Genomic DNA, 18,507 nt, shown 5'->3' with positions numbered 1-18,507 from the left:
TTTTATCAATCTCCTTTTAATTTAAAGCTTTTAGTACATTCACAATATTATATCATACAGCCGTACATGTCATCTGACAAGTACGGCCATTTTGTGAATTTATTTTTCAACGCGGACGATATCGTCCTGTGTCAGGCTGACATTGCCTTCTGCCTTCAAGCTCACGCTTTCGCCTTCTTGAAGGTTCGTGAACACGATCGGCGTCATCAGGGAAGGTACGCTGTCCTTCACTTTTTCAATGTCGACTTCAAGCAGTTTCTGGCCGGGCTCAACCCGGTCACCTTCAGAAACAAATGCAGTGAAGCCTTCGCCTTTCAGGCTGACCGTATCGATTCCAAAGTGGATCAGAATTTCTCTGCCGCCGTCAGACTGCAGACCGATCGCATGCTTTGTCGGGAACACGTTCAGCACTTTCCCTCTTACAGGTGACACAACTGTGCCTTCTGCAGGAAGAATCGCGAATCCGTCGCCCATCATTTTTCCGGAGAATACTTGATCCGGAACATCTGTAATCGGATGAAGCTCACCAGCAAGCGGTGAAACGAATACTTCTTCACCTGATTCGTTTTGAAGAGGCTCGACCATGGCTTCTTCGATTTGCTGCTCTACTTCCTCGGCAGCGTTTGGCGCTTTTTCAGGACGTGGCGTGCGGCCTGACATAATGTCTTGCATTTGCGATTTTAAATTGTCGGATCTTGGTCCGAAAATCGCTTGGATGTTATTGCCGACTTCCAGCACGCCGGATGCGCCGAGTTTTTTCAAGCGCTCTTTGTCAACTTTCTTCTGATCGTTGACTGTGACGCGAAGTCTTGTGATACAAGCGTCAAGGTGCTTGATGTTTTCTTGGTCACCCATCGCCTCAAGAATTTGATAAGGAAGATCTCCTGCTGCTTCTTTGCCTTCATCAGCGGATTCTGCAGCTGCATCTTCGCGTCCAGGCGTTTTCAAGTTGAACTTGCGGATGGCAAATCTGAATCCGAAGTAGTAGACGACAGCCAGGACTAAACCGACAGGAATGACAAGCCACCAAGCTGTACGGTTCGGCAGAATTCCGAACAGGAAGTAGTCGATCAAACCGCCGGAGAATGTCATCCCGATCTTAACATTTAAAATGTCCATCATCATGAATGACAGGCCGGCAAACACGCAGTGAATCGCAAACAGAATCGGAGCGACGAACAAGAATGAGAATTCGATCGGCTCAGTGATCCCTGTTAAGAATGATGTCAATGCTGCTGAACCCATAATACCGGCAACAAGCTTTTTGTTCTGCGGTTTTGCTTCATGATAAATAGCGAGCGCTGCCGCAGGAAGACCGAACATCATGAACGGATACTTACCGGTCATAAATGTACCCGCTGTCAATTCGACGCCGTCTTTGATTTGCGCCATGAAAATTCTTTGGTCACCGCGGACAATTTCTCCCGCCTGGTTCGTATAGCTGAAGAACTCATACCAGAACGGCGAGTAGAAAATATGGTGCAGACCGAACGGAATCAGAGCCCGCTCAATCATTCCGAATATGAGAGCTGCGACCGCTTCATTTGCTGCAAGCAAGTTTGTCGAAAAGCTGTTCAGTGCGCCTTGGATCGGCGGCCAGATAAACAGCATGACAAGTCCCAGCAGCAATGCACAAATCGATGTAATGATCGGAACAAAGCGCTTTCCGGCAAAGAATCCTAAATACTGCGGAAGCTCGATTGTGTAGAATCGGTTATACATGGCAGCGGCCAGGACACCGACAATAATACCCCCGAATACCCCCGTTGCCAATGTCGGTATGCCGAGCATTGTCGTGTATTCCGGATGGTTTTGAGTAAAGAACTGTGCTCTTTCAACTGCGTCGCTTGGAATCGAACCGTTTTGAAGAAGCACTGCACTCATCGTGACATTCATAACAAGATATCCGATAATAGCGGCGATTCCGGCAACACCGTCGCCGTTAGCCAAACCGATGGCAACCCCGACTGCGAAAAGGAGCGCCAAGTTGGTGAACACGACGTCACCTGAACTTTCCATCACTTTCGCAACAAGCTGAACGGTGCTGTTCGTTAAGAATGGTGCGACTTTTGTCATCTGCGGATTTTGCATGGCATTACCAAGCGCGAGCAGAATCCCTGCAGCCGGCAGGATCGCAACAGGAAGCATCAGCGCCCGTCCAATTTTTTGCAGAACGCCAAATAGCGATTTAAACATGTTTTAACCCCCTCTAAGGATAGTTTGACCTTACAGCAAAAATTCATGACAACTTCGTTCAAAAGACTGCTTTTTCATCCAAATAAACCGTTTACATTTCGCCTTTAGAACGACAAAAAAGGCATGGTGAAAGCGGGTACACTAAGAAACAAAAGACAGCGTCTTCATTTCTTCCCTTTTTTCACTCATGCCTGATCGAATCAGTAACACGTTATAAAGGCGTTATGAAATTTTATTAGTTAAACGGTACAAATGCAATGTCAAATAAACGGCTTCTGCCTCATGAACCGGTTTCTTGAGCGCTTGCTGCAAGATCTTGATCATCTTCCAAGCAGTATTGTAACACAGCGGATATTCCGTTTTCAACAACAACATTAATTTTTCCGGCTCCTGAATCGGCTCGTCCCGTTTAATCCTGTCAATCGTAAAGCGCAAGTGCCTGATCAGCCGCAAATAGTTCACACTTTCCCTGTTGACCTGCATCTGGAACGAATCTTCGATGACCTGGACAAGCCTGGAGATCAGTTGGGAATGCTGATTGACTTCAGAAAGCGGACGGTTCGTCATCGCACTGTGGATATGAAGTGCGATAAACCCGATTTCGCCTTCAGGCAGCTGAATGTCGGATTTTTCATTTATCATATCGACGGCTTCTTTGGCGACTTCGTATTCCTTCGGATAAAGCGATTCCGTCTCAAGCAAAAACGGATTCTTCATATCAAATCCCTTTTCTAAGCGCTTAACCGCAAATGCGATATGATCCGTCAGCGCGACATGAATGTGTTCGTTCAGCGGCTGGCCGATTTTTTGCGCGATATGGTAAATAACATCATTGGCGATATCAACCATTTTTTCATCGACATAAGTGAGGAGCTTCTTATACTGCGATTGTTCCTTATCATTTTCCAGGATAAACATTTTTTCATAGTTCTCATGTTCGATAAGATCTCCGCGCTTTTTGCCAAAACCTATTCCTTTGCCAATCAAGACAACTTCTCTGTAATCATCATGGAGAGCGATTAAAACGTTGTTGTTGAGTACCTTTTCAACGGTAAAGGATCTGTTCACGATCCTCAGCTCCTTTTTGTCATCAATCTCTCATATCGTACAAAACTCATGAAAGCGCGTCAATTTATTTTGACCTTTTTGATGAAAAATGTCGAATTTTGATCACTGTCTGGAAAATGATTGATGTTTTGATTACACAGTCGCCCTTTTGATCAGCTTGTAAGGAACGGTCTGTTTTTCCGGGCCGGCACCGCCGATTCTCTTTCGCAAAAGGCGAAACGCATGCTTCCCCATTTCCTTTATATTAATTTTGATCGTTGAAATGCCCAGCACTTCACTGATTGGCTGGTTGTCACAGCTTAAAATGGCGAGGCTTCCGGGAATATCCACCTGATGACGCTGCGCTTCAAGAAACATACCGGCTGAAACTTGGTCGTTGGCGATAAATACAGCTGTCGGCTTCTCCTTCATCTCTCGCCATTCAGAGAACAGCTTTTGCCCGTCGGTAATCGTCAGCGACCGCTCGAATACCCATTCTTCCCGGTAAGGCTCTCCGATCGCGGCCAAAGCTTCCTTGTATGCCTCGAGGCGAAAGTGGCTGTTCATGCCATTTTTCCTTGCCAAACCAATGGCAATTTTTGTGTGCCCCTTTTCAATCAAAAAATCCAGTCCTAATCGGAAAGCATCTTTATGCGGAATGCTGACCGTTGAAAAATGCTGTTCGCTTGAGTCCTGGCATAGGATGAACGGACCGGTCTCATGCCAGTCCAAAAGCGCTTCATCAGACATCGCTTTTGAACAGAAAATCAGGCCGTCCACCTGTCTTTGTTTCAGCTGCTCCAATGCAAAAACTTCTTTTTCCAATTGATAATTTGTTTGATAAAGCGAAAAGTGAACGCCTTCCTTCGCAGCTTCTTCAGCGATTCCTTCCAGCAGATCGCCGAAATAAGGGAGGCCGATGGTCGGCAGCACAACACCTATCATATTTGAAAAGCCTTTGGATAAATGAACGGCATGCATATTCCTTGCATATTCGAGCCGTTCAATCGTCTCAAGAACTTTTTGGCGTTTTTCTTCTTTGACATACGGGTGGCCGTTGAGAACCCTTGAAACAGTCGTGATGGAAACCCCTGCGGCTTCAGCTATTTCCCTGATATTTGCCATTCGTTTCCCTTCTTTCTTTCAAATCTTTTCATACATGCCGGATCATTTCGCGTCATAAAGAAATTATATCGCTTGGAGCCGCGGATTTTGATCGTTTTCGGGATTTTTTTCGGGGTTCTATAAATATGAAGAAAACAGTGAAGAAGATGTACGGAGAAAAAACCGGCTGATATGAAAATATTTCACAATCAGCCGATACACGAAATATTTTTATCTAAACCATGCTTTTCTAAGGTTATTCGTGAAATTGTGATCATTGAAAAGAACGTTTGCACTTCCGAAATCCGTAGTGTTCAATGCGTTTCTTGCGGCAGGCGTCAAATCTTCCCATCCGATGAGAGGCTGGGTTCCACCCTTTGCGCTGTCCACATATAAGCTGTGGTTGATCGGTGGTTGCGGAGCATCATAGCGGATCTTCGGATGATCGCCTTCCATAATCTTGTTGTTTGGAGCTGTTTTTTGAAATTTACCGTGTTGAGAATAAGCGATAGAAAGCACTTTTGGATTTTGATTTGCCGGATTATCGATCCATACGACGATTCCTTCCCAATCATGTCGATGGCCGAATGCTTTAAAAGGCAGAGGTGAATCTTTAGGAAAATACCATGCGTACATAATCGCCCATACTCCATTGTACCATGCAGAGCGGGAGTACACTTGTCCTACGCTTTTGCTGCAGTGTCCTTCGGGCGCTCCGGTAGGCTCCAGGCCTCCGCTTGTATTGCCTTGTGCGTCAACTGCGGGAAAAGGCACGCAGCCGCTTGCGACCTTTAAATAAGGCTGAAAACGTTTGGCCGCTTTTTGAGAAACCGTCACAGGGGTTACTTCACTGAAGCCTTGCACTTTGTCATGATCAATCACTTTCGCGTCAGCTGCCGGTACGATACTGACAAAAGCAAATATCGACAAAAACAGTACATATCCTAATGTTTTCACTCTTTGCTAGCTTCCTTTCATTGGTAATGGACTTCAAATCATTAGAAAAGTCTTAATTCTTATTTGTGTGGGGGTGAATCCGCAATCATTGCGGGGACTGAAATATCTGAGTGAGAGATGAAAAGATATTGTCTGCGGCAGATTTAATTTGTCAGCGCTTTTCCCATTTAATCCCTCCCTTCTTCTGAGCTTAGTATACAAATTTTTCACATGAGAATAATGATGCAATCCGATTATCTTTTGATCAATCTAAATCACCATAATAAAAACAAAAAGGCGCTGTAGATTCATTCATCAAACGATCATCACAGGACTTTTTCAGCGTCAATCATATTAAGCGGCCCGGCAAAATTCCTAAAAACCCTGACATCAGGGTTTTCTTTATTAATTTAGGGCTTGATATGGAAAGCGTTTCATAATTTAGAATGAAGGCAGCACCGGTGCTGAACACGTTTTCATTCCAGAAAGGGGAAGAAAAATGGGTATCTTCATTCTGATTCTATTATGTATCGTTATCGTACTGTCTTCAAAAGCAGCGATGAAACCGCTCAAAGAAAAACACGAGATCAAACCATTCCGTTCCTTTGATGATTTTTTCATTTCAAAGGATTGATGCGGGTAATAAGACAAACGATTCACGTCAGCATAAAAAAGAACCCGCGCGGGCGCGGGTTCCGTTTTTTATGAAATGACAGTCAGCTCTTTTGGATACTTTGTCAGCGCTTCTGCTCCATCGGCAGTGACAAGTACATCATCCTCGATGCGCACCCCTCCGATTTCCGGCACATAGATGCCGGGTTCAATCGTGTATACCATACCTTGTTTTAATAGCTCGTCATTGTTCTGGCTCATGGACGGGTATTCATGAGGCGAAATCCCGAGCCCGTGCCCGAGACGGTGAGGAAAGTAATCGCCATAGCCCGCTTTTTCGATGATGCCGCGCGCTTTTAAATCAAGATCGCCGATTCTGACGCCGGGTTTGCTCATCTTAAGCGCCTCTGTTTCGGCCTGAAGCACCGTATCATATATTTCTTTTTGTTTTTCACTCACATTTTGATACACGAGCGTTCTTGTAATATCAGAGCAGTATCCGTCAATGATCACGCCTAAATCAAAGAGGACGAAATCACCCGGCTTAAGCGTGCGGCTGCCCGGGTTTCCGTGCGGCTGTCCTGACTTTTCTCCGAAAAGGACCATTGTGGAAAACGACATCCCCTGGACTCCTTTTTTCTTCAGCTCATACTCGATTTTAGCGACGACATCGATTTCCGCTATCCCCTCTTTTAATGCGGCGGCTCCTGCTTCGACTCCGTAGTCGGCAAGCTTGGCCGCTTCACGGAGGATGCTGATTTCTTTTTCGTCTTTGATGACGCGGATTTGGTTCAGCCTTTCTTCTGCAGAGACAAGCTCCGCACCGTTTGTGACCGCCTGCAGCATTTCGGCGCGCGAAAGAGCAAGCGTTTCTTTTTCAACCGCCACTTTTGAACATTGGCCGTTTCGCTTTTGAAGCGCTGAGGATATGAGTTCCCAAGGGTTTTGATGATCCCCGTATCCGATGATCTCATACGCCCAGCCGGCTGCTCTCGCCTGACCGGCCTCCATTTGCGGACAAACAAAAAACGGCTCTTCATCTTGAAAAATAAAAACGCCCATCAGCCGTTCGTGCGGTTCTGTATAAAAGCCGGTAAGATAAAATACGTTTTCTTTTGAATGAATAAAAGCCGAAGATATGTTTTTTTCTTTCAGCCAGGAAGAGATTTGTTCAATTCTTTCCATGCTCTTTTCACTCCTTGAGACAGTTTCCGTACCATACATTTAACATGTAAAAGCATCACATCCATTGTATCAGTTTTTCCCGTCTCTTGCTCACACCTTATGTATCGTTGGGATGCCACCCGCTTCTATTATTGCCGCCTCTTCCTCAAACAGCCCTCTGATGTGAAAAACGGCTGCCGTTAGCATGCAGCCGTTTCTTTGTTTAGGATTTCAGCAGCCTGAGACCGTTTAAAATAACAAGCAGCGTGCTGCCTTCATGTCCGATGACACCGAGCGGCAGATCAAGAATTTGAAGAAAGTTGCTGCAGATTAAAAGACAGATCACACAAAGAGAGAAAATCACGTTTTGTTTAATGATCATATTCATTTTCCGGGAAAGCCGGATCATTTTGGTCAGTCCTGTCAATTCGTTTTTCATTAAAACGACATCTGCTGTTTCCAGTGCGACATCTGTGCCTCCCCCCATTGCGATCCCCACATCAGCGGCGGCAAGGGCCGGTGCATCATTGATTCCGTCTCCCACCATAACGATTGTTCCGTATGTTTTTTTCAGCTTTCGTGCTTCCTCTACTTTTCTGTCAGGAAGGCATTCTGAAACGACGATTTTCAAGCCCGCTTCTCGTGCGATGGCCGCTGCGGTTTCAGGCTGGTCCCCGGTCAGCATCGCCGTCTGAACACCAAGCGCATTCAGCTCTTCGATCACCGCTTTAGCTTCCGGTCTGATTTGGTCTTTTAATGCAAAGCACCCCGCGATTTTTTCGCCTTTTTTCACGAACACAATTGATTTTCCCTGCTTGGCAAGCTCCTGAACAGCCGCCGTGAGAAATTGCCCGGCTGCCTCTTCCCCGACAAATCCGGCTTTGCCGATCAGCCATGTCTCTCCATTGTATCGAGCCTGAACGCCAAACCCTGACGTCTCCTCGATCGACACATTCGCGGCAGGCTCGATGCCTTTTGCTTCTGCATACTCGACAATCGCTTTGGCAAGCGGATGGCCTGACTGCTTCTCAATCGCAGCAGCAGCCTCCAAGCATTCGCGCTCCTCGATATCAGCAGCTAAAAGCATATCCTCCACGCCGGGCTTTCCGTTCGTAATCGTTCCCGTTTTATCCAATGCAACAATTTTGCTGTTGCCGAGCTTTTCAAGGAAGACGCTGCCTTTAACAAGCAGGCCGTTTCTTGCGCCATTCGAGATCAAAGACAGCGCGGCAGGCATGATCGAAGCGACAAGGGCACACGGCGAAGCGACGACCATGAACACCATCGCTCTGTAAAATGTCTCGCTCCAGCTCCAGCCAAGCAGAAAATGCGGCAGAAAGAGCAGCAGTCCGACAGCAAGCAAAACCCCTTTAACGTAAATATTTTCAAACCGCTCAATAAACGCCTGTGACGGCGAAACGCTGTTTTGTGCAGACTCAACGAGCCGAATGATCTTTTTGAACAACGAATCTTCATTTGTCTTTGTGACCCGGACGGTGAGCGATCCGCTCAAATTGACCGTACCCGCAAAAACCGCGTCTCCGAGGGTTTTTTCCGCGGGGATAGATTCGCCCGTTAATGCCGATTCGTCGATACTCGTTTTTCCCGATTCGATCTCCCCGTCTGCCGCAATGCGTTCCCCGGGTTTAATAAGAATGAGGTCGCCCGCTTGAAGATCGGCCGCCGCCACGGTTCTTGTTCTTTCTTCTTCAAGCAAAACGGCTTCCTCCGGCTCCAATTTCATCAGCGATGTCAAATCGCGTTTGCTTTTATTTAATGTATACGTTTCAAGCGCTCCGCTGAGAGAAAAGATAAAAATTAACACGGCCCCTTCAGCCCAGTAGCCGATCAGCGCAGACCCGACCGCCGCAAAAATCATCAGGAGTTCAACATTCAGCGTTTTTTCCGCCAGCGTTTCTTGTATACCTTCTTTCGCTTTGGCAAAGCCGCCGATACAAAAAGCTAAAATAAACAGAACAACGGACAATGTGTCATTGCCGGACAACAGCCAGCCTGCAAGAATCAACAAACCCGACAAAAGCGCAGCAATCAATTCCCCGTGCTGCCTCCAATTTTCAAAGTGAAACGTGTGACGGTTCTGCTGCGATTGTTTCCCGATCTCTAATTGCATCTCCAATATCCTCCCTAATTGAGAATGTAATTCATCGTCAATTTCCTTCTTAAAAAACAAATTGCCGCCTCATCGGCAGCATAAACATCGAGTATTTTATTTATATAAAGGGTATGACTGCTTCTTGTCCATTGAACACACCCTTTTCTATTTCTCATTATAGCACGGCTTTCCACGTTTTCAAATAATAATTATTATAATTTCTTCATGATAGTAATTATCATTTACATTCCAAAAAAAGCTGAACTCCCGGCTCAGCTTTTCCCTGCCCATTCTTTCATTTGTTCCACAGTAATGGGTCCGACAACCGATTTCTCCAGCTCTCCCTTTTCGTTAAAGAAAAATGTTGTTGGAATCGTCATGACATTGTAGGCTTTCATCATTTCGCCCTTTTTGTCAAAAACGATCGGAAATGTCAGCTTGTTTGCTTTAATAAACTGTTTCACCTTCTGTTCGTTTTTTTCGGCATTCAGCAGATTCACGGTCACGAGCTTTACTCCGGATTGCTTGCTTTCATAGTAGGATTGGAATCGCGGAAGCTCTTCGCGGCACGGCGGGCACCAGGTCGTCCAAAAATGAACGATCGTCTTTTGGCCTTCGGCGGGAATGACGACGCGCTGCCCCTCCACCGTGTTCATCTGCATGACTGCAGGAGAAGCATGTTTTGCAGAGGCCTGCGGCTGAAATACGAAGGCTCCGAAAAAAAGCACCAGGATGAGCGGGTAAATAAGACTGATTCTTCGCATATGAACTCCCCTTCTTTTTAGTATTAGCTTCCCCGCAAAAACCAAAACTATGAAGAGGTTCAATCAGCGGCTTTCGATTCTCGGAGAGCGGGATTTGTTTGTCAACAAAAGCGTGACGCCCAGCTCTTTGCAAATCGTCACATAATGCAGCGCCGTCAGCAAAATCATACCGGTATTCATCGCAAGAATGATCCCCGTCATCTGCAAAGTCTGCATGGACCCGAGAACATACATCATCAAAAACGACAAGACACTGGCCCAAACGTTATGATAAAAAGCATCTTTGGCCAACCCCATTCCGATTAAACAGGCCTGAAACGGCATCGCAAAAAAGTGGAATAAAAAATACGGCCACAGCATTTTAAGGTAAAACGACGCCTTGACCGAATCGAAAAATAAGTGGGTCAGCGGCTCTGCAAAGTGATACATTACCATAACGGACGGTATGCCGTAAAACAGCGTGATGAAGATTGCCTGTTTAATCCGTTTGATCACTCTTTCGTATTGTCCGTAAGCGTAGCTTTCGGAAATGCTCGGGATCATGACGACCATCAGTGAATGGGCGATAAAAGCCGGAAAAAAGCCGATTGTCATCGCCACCCCCGAAAGCATGCCGAACTGGTCGATGGCCGATGTTCTCGATACGCCAGCGGCAAGCAGCGTCCCCTTCACCAAAAAAGGTTCAACGGCGTTTGTCACAGCGTGAAAAACGCGCAGTCCCGTCGTCGGGATCGAAACAGTGAGCAGGCGCTTTAAAACATCGTTTCTCCGCAGGTGGATCTGCTGGCCTTTTTGAGCGGCGCGCCTGACCAAAACAAACTGCGAAAACAGATAAACAAACACGACCACTTCACTTGCAACGAGGACAAACAATGAGATCAGAAGAGAAGTATCCAATTCAAAGGAATACCATTGAAAAAATAAAAACAAGCCGATGAGCTGAAAGATTTTTTTCAGGGCATTCGCCGTTGCGATTTTACCCATTTGCTGAACGCCCATGAAGTAGCCTCTCGCGATCGATGTAAATGCAACCGTAGGGATCATCCCGATCACAAGCCCTCTGATCAGAGGGTGGTAAGAATCAAAAACTGGAATAAATGGAAGAATGATCACTGCAGCTGCCGTGGAAAAAACCGTGCAGACCGCAGTCATCCGCAATGCATGTTTCAGCATGCTTTCGTGCAGCTTCGGGCTGGACTCGGCGATAAACTTCGATATCGATACAGGCAGCTCAAGGCTCGCAATCACCACAACTAAAAAAATGGAAGGCAAAACACTCATGTAGAGCCCCATGCCATGCTCGCCAAGCTCCCGTGCAAGAATCATGTTGATGACGAATTCAAGACATTCTGCAAAAAAAGCAGCTAGCGAAAGAAGAACGATTCCTTTTACAAAACGGTTCATGAGGTCTCTCCTTGTCTCACGGGTTTATCCCATCATATGAGACAAGTCTAAAAATTATTTTCTTTTTCATTGAAAATTGATTTTCATAAAGGATCAAAAACAATTTTTTTCTTAGGCTGTGAAAAGTGAGAAAGAATCGCATATAAAAAGCAGCCAAGGCGGATGGCCCTGACTGCTTTTTTAGATCGCAAAGACATGTTTGCCGATGCGCTTCACGACTTTTCTTGTTTTAATCCAGTCATCAGAAGCGATGTCGGGATTATAGAAAAATAAAGCGTCTGTTTCTTTTTTATTTTGATCTACCGCTTCTTCCACAGCTTCAACTGATTCGCGGTCTGCTTTTTTCTCGATGCTGCCGTTTAGAACGGGCTCAAAAGCGTTTCTTTGATAGATCACGCTTTTTACGCTGTCAGGAAATCGGCCGTCTTCCACCCGATTCAGGACGACATTGGCGACAGCCACTTTTCCTTCAAATGACTCGCCTTTCGCTTCGGCATGTACAAGCCTTGATAAAAGATCTTTTTCTTTTTGTGTAAGATCTGTCGTCTCTTCTTCAACTTCTTCTTTTTCCTGCTCCTCTTCAGCTGGCAGATACGCGGCTTCAACGAAGCTTTTTTCATCTGTCAATTGAAAAGCAGGATTTTCTTCTTGTTTAAGGCTTTCCATCAGCCGTTCCATTTCCTGTTTATCTTTTTTCGAGAACAACATGACAGCTTGAGCATGCTCGATTCTTGCTGCCGGCAGCATGCAGATTAAAAACGCAGCTAGCGCAGCAAATTTCGATTTCATTTCCTTCCTCCTTGTCAAATCTTCATCGAAAAAAACATATGTTTTACACTAACAAGACGAATCGCTGATTTCATTGCCAAAATGTTGGCATGTCTTCCATCAAACCGTCCGGTTGTCACATTATTGCAGACAGCCGGACGATTTCATGCAGAAAACACCAAAATCTCCAGAAACATATGGCTTCACGCAAATAAAAAAAGCTTTCTCAGCCGGTCTGAGAAAGCCTTTTTCAGCTTCTTGCCTCTTTCATATATTGAAATATAATATTTCCGCCATGCTGGGCAATGCCGCGAAAATGCTTAAAATCTTCCTGCTTTGTTAAGATGGCTCTGAAAGAAAGAAAATCTTCTTTTTTCACATGGAGTTCATGAATGCTCCCTGACCTTAATTGCTCGATCTGATCGATGGCATTTTGCTCTGTCACCTGTTCTCTCCCCTTTTCTCTCATCATCTTTAACTAATTAACTATAACATTAAGTCACACCAGGTACAACAATAGTGATGCCGCTTCCCAAATCGCTTTACTTCTCCAAGAAAATATTGCAAAATACTTTCAATAGGTTAATTTACTTTAAAGGAGAGGAAGTCACTTGAAAATTGCAAAAGTCGGGAACGTCATCGAATTTAAAAACGGACTCACCGGAATCGTAGAGAAAGTAAACGAAAACTCTGTGATCGTCGATGTCACGATTATGGAAAACTACAGAGACTTGGAACTGGACTCCTTAACCGTCGTCAATCATAAAAACTATAAAATTATTAAAGATTCCCTGCATTAATCAGCCGCCCTTTACAGCTAATTTTCACGATTTCCACGCAGCTTTATTTCCACAAGTTTTTCTACAAAAGGAAAAACCGCCTGCCACCCGGCTCCGGCGGTTTTTTCCTCTGTTCCCACATCGTTCCGAAGAAGTTTGCGCAAATCGCCGTAATCGACTTACTTTTAACTAGACAGCTGAAAAAGCCGGCGGCCGTGCGGAATGAAATGAAATACCGACCGCTTCCCGGCTCCTTAAACATTATTTTAAAATAGATGACTTTATCTTTCCGACCCGTATCAGTACATTTTCAATCTCATTATCAGTATAGGAAAACATTATCGTCCAAGCGTGCTTTTTCTTGGATTATATCCTAAGTTTTTATCGATTCTATTGTCATTCAAGTAAATGCTGTAAGTCCCCGGGGCCAGCTCTTCCATGTCTTCAATATCCTGCACCACTTGATTATAAATGCGTTCGCTTGGCCTTGTATGTGCTTTTTTCATATATAACTGTATGTTGATATCACATGATTTTGGGGTGATTTCTTCATCCTCTAATTTCTCTTGCCAGTCTTGTTTGCTTCTTTTCGGGTTTTCTAAATAGGCTGAATAAAGTTCATCCTTCCAATCAGCATTTAAAGAAACAGCATAATAAGGCGTCTGATATCCCTTACCGCTTGTGTTATCAACGGCTGCCTGCGTTTTACCTACAACCGGCTCTTCTTCTGTCAACTTCTCTAAATAGTAATCTAGCGCGGCAAATTCGTCTTCAAAAGCCAATGCGTATATCGCGCTTGTAATCGAGTCTTTCACGTCCAACTCCGATGAGCTGATCGCGTCAGTCTGCACCTTTTTCTTGTCCAAATCAATTTTAATTTTTGCGTTTGTGTAGAAATGCAAGTTTCCGACTGATTCGGCATACACAGTAACAAATCCGTGCCCTCCGACAATGTTATGGATTTTTACCTTCGTTCTATATTGGTCCAAGAAATAATCTTTTACCGTTTTTTCAACTTCATCTCGATGCGCTTCTGCAATCTCAGCGGTTTCTTTCTGATAACCCTTACTATGAATATGAAAGTCTTGTCCTTTGTAATCTTGGACGCTAATTTCAGAATCCTCTCTGTTCTGACATCCGCCTATAAATAAAAGTAAACCAATTCCAAGTGCTGCTGCTTTTTTATATTTCAAAAATGTATCCTCCAGTTCATACTGCAATGACCTTATACGTTTTTATTGAATCCCGTTCCATTTTGCTAATTCTTAGGCCCGCTTTATTATAAATCATATGAAGTGTATTTTTGGTATTCGATACAAAAAATGAGACAATGGGACTAATAAACTTTGTGTCATTCTCGCTTTTTAAGTTCTTTAGTTCTGGGTAAAAATCCTTTTCAAAAGGAATAGACGTGCAACGATGCACGCCTGCTCAACACGAATATCTTTTTATTATTATGAACTTGGACGATTTTGAAGGTAATTTCCCGATAACCAACTATGCATATTAAAGCTTAAGCCATATAATCTGAAAATGGATTCACCTTTCGTTTATTACACTTCACACTATAACTATGTAACAAATTATTATAAATCAAAATTTCGTTGTTTTACAGATTATCCTATTTCCGCATGCAAGTTATCTTCCCATCTTAAAAATGCCCAAAACTGCAATTTATCCATTTTTAACGGAAACTTATGATTGATATACTCTTCTTCGCAGTCCTTAATGAGTGGAAAGTCAGCAAGTACCTCTGTACAAGCTACGCTCAGCATTTCTTTTTCATCGTCTGTAGGCTCCCCGTTAAAATAACCTTTCCAGTATAACGTTTCATTTTCTAACTTTACTGCGAGTCCCCTTAATTTATATGGGATTGCCCCCAATAAAGCGTAATGACAACTGATGATTAAATTATTCATTGTCGAATCCATATTTTCAATATCCACCTCAATATAATAAGCTTTTTCTAAAGTATACCCTTCCTCCCACAGATTGAGTTGAGCTAGATCGCTTCGGCTATTCATTGTTTGAAGGTCGGGAATTTTTGGGAACGTTGTAGAAGTAAGTAAAAAAGGGGGTGCTCATTGTTAAGCGGATCCTTTAATATCCGCAATCTTTATCTCTACACTCTTTTTTCATAACAGCATCAACACTATGACTCATTATCTTATCATTAGACGGATCGTATATACCATCAAATTTGTTATTTTCATCTTTATTATAATACCCAAACACCTGTACGCCACCCATTGGATCTATTTCATATCTATCCTCGAACTGAACACTATCTATTCCTTCATAATTTGCCTTCAAGAATTTTTCCATATGTATTTTTGCAGTTTTAAACTCTTCAATTTCTTCATTATGTTGTGCGTTGTTCTTCACAATAAAACCCCCGACTGCTATAATTACTAAAGCTAGAATAATAAGGTATTTTTTCAAAACAATTCATCCTTTCAAGACCATTTTACACTAAATTTGCGAGGTTTTGTATGAGTAAAAACATAAAAGTTCCAAATCTGTCGGATAGCACTTATTATTCATTAAGCAGAAATGCGTATAAATATGATCAGCTTAAAGAAAAATTAAAAAGTAACACGCTAATTGTAACAGAAAACAAGATTGGTTGGTACGTTGAGCGCGTACGAAACGACGACGATACCGGACTCGATGCGGTTGTTCTGTCACAAGCCGAAAAGAGAAACGGCAAGTGGATAAAATCAGATAGCCCGAAAAATGTCGTTGTAGCTTTTGCTGGAACAGATCCAGGGAAGGATCCGTTAAGTGACGTAGAACAAGCGGACGTTAATCATATCGTCTTAGGAAACGATCCGAAAGATAAAACACAATATGTCGTCAAGAAAGATGCGAAAGATACGTCTAAGACACTTGGGAGATATACAGGTTCGATGGAACAAACTGCAATGCTTGAGTCCGGAGATTATAAATTAATTACAAAAACATCACAAATCGATCAAGCCGATCAACTTGTGCGGGAAGTCAAACAAAAGTATAAAGGTACCTCAACGATTATTTCAACAACCGGACACTCTCTCGGAGGAGCAGAGGCGGAATACAGCGCGGTCAACAATGATATTTACGCTGTTTCATTTAACAGCCCATCAATTGTTAAATTACATTCAGAAGAAAAACAAAAGGAAATTAATAACGGAGACTATAATCCTTATGTAAAGTCAATTGTCAATCCGGATGATATGGTCGGTGCCGGTTGGTGGGACGAATTTGATCGCCACAATGGGACTACCATTTACACAAAAGATCCTTCTATCGCAACGGCTAATCGCGAAAAAAGGCTTGACGGCAATAAACTCCAACAGGTCGGAAGAAACCTTCTGTATTTCGCTAATACGCTAATCTTTCAAAATCCCGATACACACTGGGTCGGCAGCAATAATTTCTCTTTCGACAAAAACGGCAACGTTCAAAATATAGAAGGCGATGAGCTCGTTTATGACAAAAATTTAAAAGCGATGCTCCCACCGGAAGTTGCCTCCGGAAGTGGCGCAATTAAAGTAACGCCCGAAGTCGCTAAGCAGCTCGCGAAAAAAGTAAATGCGATCATTGATGACTTGCGAACGATGAAACGGGAAGCCGAAAACGCCTATCAGGAACACGACGCTGCGATCAACGACCTGAAACATGATACCTACCGTCAAGTCGGCCACGGTTTATACGACAAGCTGACGCTTGACGATGTAAACAATACGCTGAATAACTTGGCACAGTCGTTTGACAAAAAAGGAAATCCGCTCTTTTACGATGTTCATGCCGAAAAAGCGTACATCGCCTCATTAAAAAATACGATTTCAGATTTAGAAGACATCAGCGGGTACCTGACGCAGATTGCAAAAGATTTTAAATCGAAAGACAAAATGCTGGCAAATTGGCTTAAACTTTAGGAGATGAAACAATGGAAAATTTCAATAAACTGGCTTCACTCAACAACTTAAACGGCGATCAAGAAGATACACTCCTCATACGGCGCAATCAGCTTCAAATGCTGAAAACGGGCATGAGGGTAACAGCCGCAACTAAGCTTGAAAGCATTAAAACGACACTAAGACCGAAGTTTAAAGTAGACGATATACAAAAAGAAATGAACAGCGTCTATTCATCGCTTCTCTACAGCTTCGAAGGAAAAGCGCAGCAGGCGCTCGCTCAGCGAATCAGCCAAAGCGCTCAGCAGCTTATTAATACGGAGCAGGACGGAGAAAGTTTTGTGAATGGATTTAAGACGAGATGAAGGCGTCTTAATTGGCGTCTTTTTTTTATTTAAATCTAACAACATGTTCTGTTTTCACCACACTACCCGTCTTCGGTCTTCACCTCAAATTACTCTTCGGCTTCACCCCGAGTCTTCACGTTAAGAGCTTTTTTATTTTTGCAAGTCCCCTTGTTGACACATATTCCTTTATGGCTATTCCATTAATAGTCCTTAACCTTTTAAGCATTTCAATATACCCGATAAATTTAAAATACGTTTAAGCTTTTTCACCCTAGGGGGCTTTATTTGGCGAAATGGTTGTGCCGGATCCCGGTTTAACAATCGCATAACCAGCGTTTTTCAATTCTTTGACTGCCTCGAACCTGCGCTTATAGAGTTATCGTTCGAAAGACGCTTTGCTTTAAGCTTGATCGTTTCGTTTGGCGGAAGCCGCGGAAGGCCCGAAAGAGGTGATGTATACTCCGCTGACGTATTGCTTTGCATAGCTTATAAACGCTTGTCTAAAATCAAAAGGATCATCCATAACAACAATAAAATCATCTTTATCAATATTTTTTTATTGTAAAACGATAAATAATATGTTAAATTCAAATCGACAAATAAGTGAGGTGCTCTTTATGAAACGTGGATCAACACTCTTTTTAAAGATGGCTGTTATTCTTATTGGAATCCCAGTTATTGCTTTGTGCATATTTTTCGTGCCAAAAATAGCGAATTTTGCAGCTGATTTGTACCCGGATATTTCTTATCTGAAATATCTCGTTTATATCGATTTGTATGCAGCGGCGATACCTTTTTACTTTGCTCTGTATCAAGCCTTTAAACTTTTAAGCTATATTGACCACAATAAAGCTTTCTCGAAATTATCTGTACGGGCTTTAAAGAATATAAAATACTGTGCAATCACCATCAGTATTTTATTAGCCGCCGGCATGCCGCTCTTCTATCTCATCGCGGAGATGGACGACGCTCCTGGTATCATACTTATCGGACTGGTCCTTATTTTTGCTTCAATGGTTATCGCGGTCTTTGCTGCTGTTCTCCAAAGGCTATTGCAAGAAGCGATCGATATAAAATCAGAAAATGATTTAACAGTCTGAGGTGAAAACAATGGCAATTATCATCAATATTGACGTGATGCTGGCTAAAAGGAAAATGAGCGTAACGGAACTTTCTGAGAGGGTTGGAATCACAATGGCGAATCTTTCCATATTGAAAAACGGAAAGGCAAAGGCCATTCGATTATCAACTTTAGAAGCGATTTGTAAAGCTTTAGAATGTCAACCCGGAGATATTTTGGAATACCGAAGTGATGAAGACACCCATGATTAAAAATTTAACCTATTCGGCGGTGATCTTATGTGCATACCCGTA

Annotated in this window: 19 protein-coding genes; 6 read left to right on the top strand and 13 right to left on the bottom strand. The window is 43.4% G+C overall.

Features of this window, described 5'->3' with window-relative positions:
• Positions 1–99: 99 nt before the first annotated feature.
• From ptsG to MHI30_RS07650, 4 genes are all read right to left on the bottom strand, one after another.
• Positions 100–2,196: a glucose-specific PTS transporter subunit IIBC gene (ptsG, locus tag MHI30_RS07665; RefSeq protein ID WP_075753106.1), complete on the bottom strand. Its 2,097-nt coding sequence runs from the start codon at positions 2,194–2,196 to the stop codon at positions 100–102.
• Positions 2,197–2,418: 222 nt separating this feature from the next.
• Positions 2,419–3,264 (bottom strand): transcription antiterminator, encoded by an 846-nt coding sequence (locus tag MHI30_RS07660; RefSeq protein WP_003181243.1) that lies wholly within the window; start codon positions 3,262–3,264, stop codon positions 2,419–2,421.
• A gap of 132 nt (positions 3,265–3,396) precedes the next feature.
• Positions 3,397–4,368 (bottom strand): LacI family DNA-binding transcriptional regulator, encoded by a 972-nt coding sequence (locus MHI30_RS07655; RefSeq protein WP_075753107.1) that lies wholly within the window; start codon positions 4,366–4,368, stop codon positions 3,397–3,399.
• Between the two features lie 210 nt (positions 4,369–4,578).
• A complete protein-coding gene (locus tag MHI30_RS07650; protein ID WP_075753108.1) occupies positions 4,579–5,304 on the bottom strand; it encodes an NPP1 family protein in 726 nt (241 codons plus the stop codon).
• 478 nt (positions 5,305–5,782) lie between these two features.
• Here MHI30_RS07650 and MHI30_RS07645 point away from each other — a divergent pair, with 478 nt between their 5' ends.
• Positions 5,783–5,917 carry a hypothetical protein gene (locus MHI30_RS07645; protein WP_003181237.1) on the top strand — a complete coding sequence of 45 codons (135 nt, stop codon included), beginning with the start codon at positions 5,783–5,785 and terminating at the stop codon, positions 5,915–5,917.
• A 68-nt stretch (positions 5,918–5,985) separates the two neighbouring features.
• Here the strand turns inward: MHI30_RS07645 and MHI30_RS07640 are convergent, their stop codons facing one another.
• From MHI30_RS07640 to MHI30_RS07615, 6 genes are all read right to left on the bottom strand, one after another.
• Complete coding sequence (locus tag MHI30_RS07640; RefSeq protein ID WP_075753109.1) at positions 5,986–7,080, bottom strand: Xaa-Pro peptidase family protein; 1,095 nt, start codon at positions 7,078–7,080, stop codon at positions 5,986–5,988.
• 202 nt (positions 7,081–7,282) lie between these two features.
• A complete protein-coding gene (locus MHI30_RS07635; protein ID WP_075753110.1) occupies positions 7,283–9,190 on the bottom strand; it encodes a heavy metal translocating P-type ATPase in 1,908 nt (635 codons plus the stop codon).
• Positions 9,191–9,444: 254 nt separating this feature from the next.
• Positions 9,445–9,936, bottom strand: a complete 492-nt coding sequence (gene stoA / locus MHI30_RS07630) for an endospore biogenesis thiol-disulfide oxidoreductase StoA (protein WP_023857302.1) — start codon at positions 9,934–9,936, stop codon at positions 9,445–9,447.
• Positions 9,937–9,999: 63 nt separating this feature from the next.
• Positions 10,000–11,340 (bottom strand): polysaccharide biosynthesis protein, encoded by a 1,341-nt coding sequence (locus tag MHI30_RS07625; protein WP_075753111.1) that lies wholly within the window; start codon positions 11,338–11,340, stop codon positions 10,000–10,002.
• 180 nt (positions 11,341–11,520) lie between these two features.
• Complete coding sequence (locus MHI30_RS07620; RefSeq protein WP_075753112.1) at positions 11,521–12,129, bottom strand: cell wall hydrolase; 609 nt, start codon at positions 12,127–12,129, stop codon at positions 11,521–11,523.
• Between the two features lie 229 nt (positions 12,130–12,358).
• Positions 12,359–12,553, bottom strand: coding sequence for a hypothetical protein (locus MHI30_RS07615; RefSeq protein ID WP_075753114.1), 195 nt, complete (start codon positions 12,551–12,553; stop codon positions 12,359–12,361).
• A gap of 166 nt (positions 12,554–12,719) precedes the next feature.
• Between MHI30_RS07615 and MHI30_RS07610 the strand changes: the two genes are divergently transcribed.
• Positions 12,720–12,908: a DUF2187 family protein gene (locus MHI30_RS07610; protein WP_003181225.1), complete on the top strand. Its 189-nt coding sequence runs from the start codon at positions 12,720–12,722 to the stop codon at positions 12,906–12,908.
• A 317-nt stretch (positions 12,909–13,225) separates the two neighbouring features.
• Here MHI30_RS07610 and MHI30_RS07605 read toward each other — a convergent pair whose 3' ends face one another.
• The 3 genes from MHI30_RS07605 to MHI30_RS07595 form a co-directional block, all read right to left on the bottom strand.
• A complete protein-coding gene (locus tag MHI30_RS07605; protein WP_075753116.1) occupies positions 13,226–14,080 on the bottom strand; it encodes a DUF1672 family protein in 855 nt (284 codons plus the stop codon).
• A gap of 423 nt (positions 14,081–14,503) precedes the next feature.
• Positions 14,504–14,818 carry a hypothetical protein gene (locus MHI30_RS07600; protein ID WP_075753118.1) on the bottom strand — a complete coding sequence of 105 codons (315 nt, stop codon included), beginning with the start codon at positions 14,816–14,818 and terminating at the stop codon, positions 14,504–14,506.
• A gap of 169 nt (positions 14,819–14,987) precedes the next feature.
• Positions 14,988–15,329 carry a DUF1433 domain-containing protein gene (locus tag MHI30_RS07595; RefSeq protein ID WP_065644023.1) on the bottom strand — a complete coding sequence of 114 codons (342 nt, stop codon included), beginning with the start codon at positions 15,327–15,329 and terminating at the stop codon, positions 14,988–14,990.
• 50 nt (positions 15,330–15,379) lie between these two features.
• Here MHI30_RS07595 and MHI30_RS07590 point away from each other — a divergent pair, with 50 nt between their 5' ends.
• The 4 genes from MHI30_RS07590 (at position 15,380) to MHI30_RS07575 (ending at position 18,465) form a co-directional block, all read left to right on the top strand.
• Positions 15,380–16,807, top strand: a complete 1,428-nt coding sequence (locus MHI30_RS07590; protein ID WP_075753120.1) for a lipase — start codon at positions 15,380–15,382, stop codon at positions 16,805–16,807.
• 11 nt (positions 16,808–16,818) lie between these two features.
• Complete coding sequence (locus MHI30_RS07585; protein ID WP_075753122.1) at positions 16,819–17,151, top strand: hypothetical protein; 333 nt, start codon at positions 16,819–16,821, stop codon at positions 17,149–17,151.
• A gap of 599 nt (positions 17,152–17,750) precedes the next feature.
• Positions 17,751–18,233 (top strand): DUF2975 domain-containing protein, encoded by a 483-nt coding sequence (locus tag MHI30_RS07580; protein ID WP_075753123.1) that lies wholly within the window; start codon positions 17,751–17,753, stop codon positions 18,231–18,233.
• A gap of 10 nt (positions 18,234–18,243) precedes the next feature.
• Positions 18,244–18,465 (top strand): helix-turn-helix transcriptional regulator, encoded by a 222-nt coding sequence (locus MHI30_RS07575; protein ID WP_020451161.1) that lies wholly within the window; start codon positions 18,244–18,246, stop codon positions 18,463–18,465.
• Positions 18,466–18,507 lie beyond the last annotated feature (42 nt).

It is taken from the genome of Bacillus sp. FSL L8-0528, from assembly GCF_038593085.1.
Taxonomy (GTDB): domain Bacteria; phylum Bacillota; class Bacilli; order Bacillales; family Bacillaceae; genus Bacillus; species Bacillus paralicheniformis.
The sequence above is the reverse complement of the archived record's forward strand: the minus strand, read 5'-3'. Positions and strand labels throughout refer to the sequence as shown.

Coding starts and splice junctions, on each gene's coding strand:
- ptsG (WP_075753106.1), bottom strand. CDS start 2,196: ATGTTTAAATCGCTATTTGGCGTTCTGCAAAAAATTGGACGGGCGCTG.
- MHI30_RS07655 (WP_075753107.1), bottom strand. CDS start 4,368: ATGGCAAATATCAGGGAAATAGCTGAAGCCGCAGGGGTTTCCATCACG.
- MHI30_RS07645 (WP_003181237.1), top strand. CDS start 5,783: ATGGGTATCTTCATTCTGATTCTATTATGTATCGTTATCGTACTGTCT.
- MHI30_RS07640 (WP_075753109.1), bottom strand. CDS start 7,080: ATGGAAAGAATTGAACAAATCTCTTCCTGGCTGAAAGAAAAAAACATA.
- MHI30_RS07635 (WP_075753110.1), bottom strand. CDS start 9,190: ATGCAATTAGAGATCGGGAAACAATCGCAGCAGAACCGTCACACGTTT.
- stoA (WP_023857302.1), bottom strand. CDS start 9,936: ATGCGAAGAATCAGTCTTATTTACCCGCTCATCCTGGTGCTTTTTTTC.
- MHI30_RS07625 (WP_075753111.1), bottom strand. CDS start 11,340: ATGAACCGTTTTGTAAAAGGAATCGTTCTTCTTTCGCTAGCTGCTTTT.
- MHI30_RS07620 (WP_075753112.1), bottom strand. CDS start 12,129: ATGAAATCGAAATTTGCTGCGCTAGCTGCGTTTTTAATCTGCATGCTG.
- MHI30_RS07600 (WP_075753118.1), bottom strand. CDS start 14,818: ATGGATTCGACAATGAATAATTTAATCATCAGTTGTCATTACGCTTTA.
- MHI30_RS07590 (WP_075753120.1), top strand. CDS start 15,380: ATGAGTAAAAACATAAAAGTTCCAAATCTGTCGGATAGCACTTATTAT.
- MHI30_RS07585 (WP_075753122.1), top strand. CDS start 16,819: ATGGAAAATTTCAATAAACTGGCTTCACTCAACAACTTAAACGGCGAT.
- MHI30_RS07580 (WP_075753123.1), top strand. CDS start 17,751: ATGAAACGTGGATCAACACTCTTTTTAAAGATGGCTGTTATTCTTATT.
- MHI30_RS07575 (WP_020451161.1), top strand. CDS start 18,244: ATGGCAATTATCATCAATATTGACGTGATGCTGGCTAAAAGGAAAATG.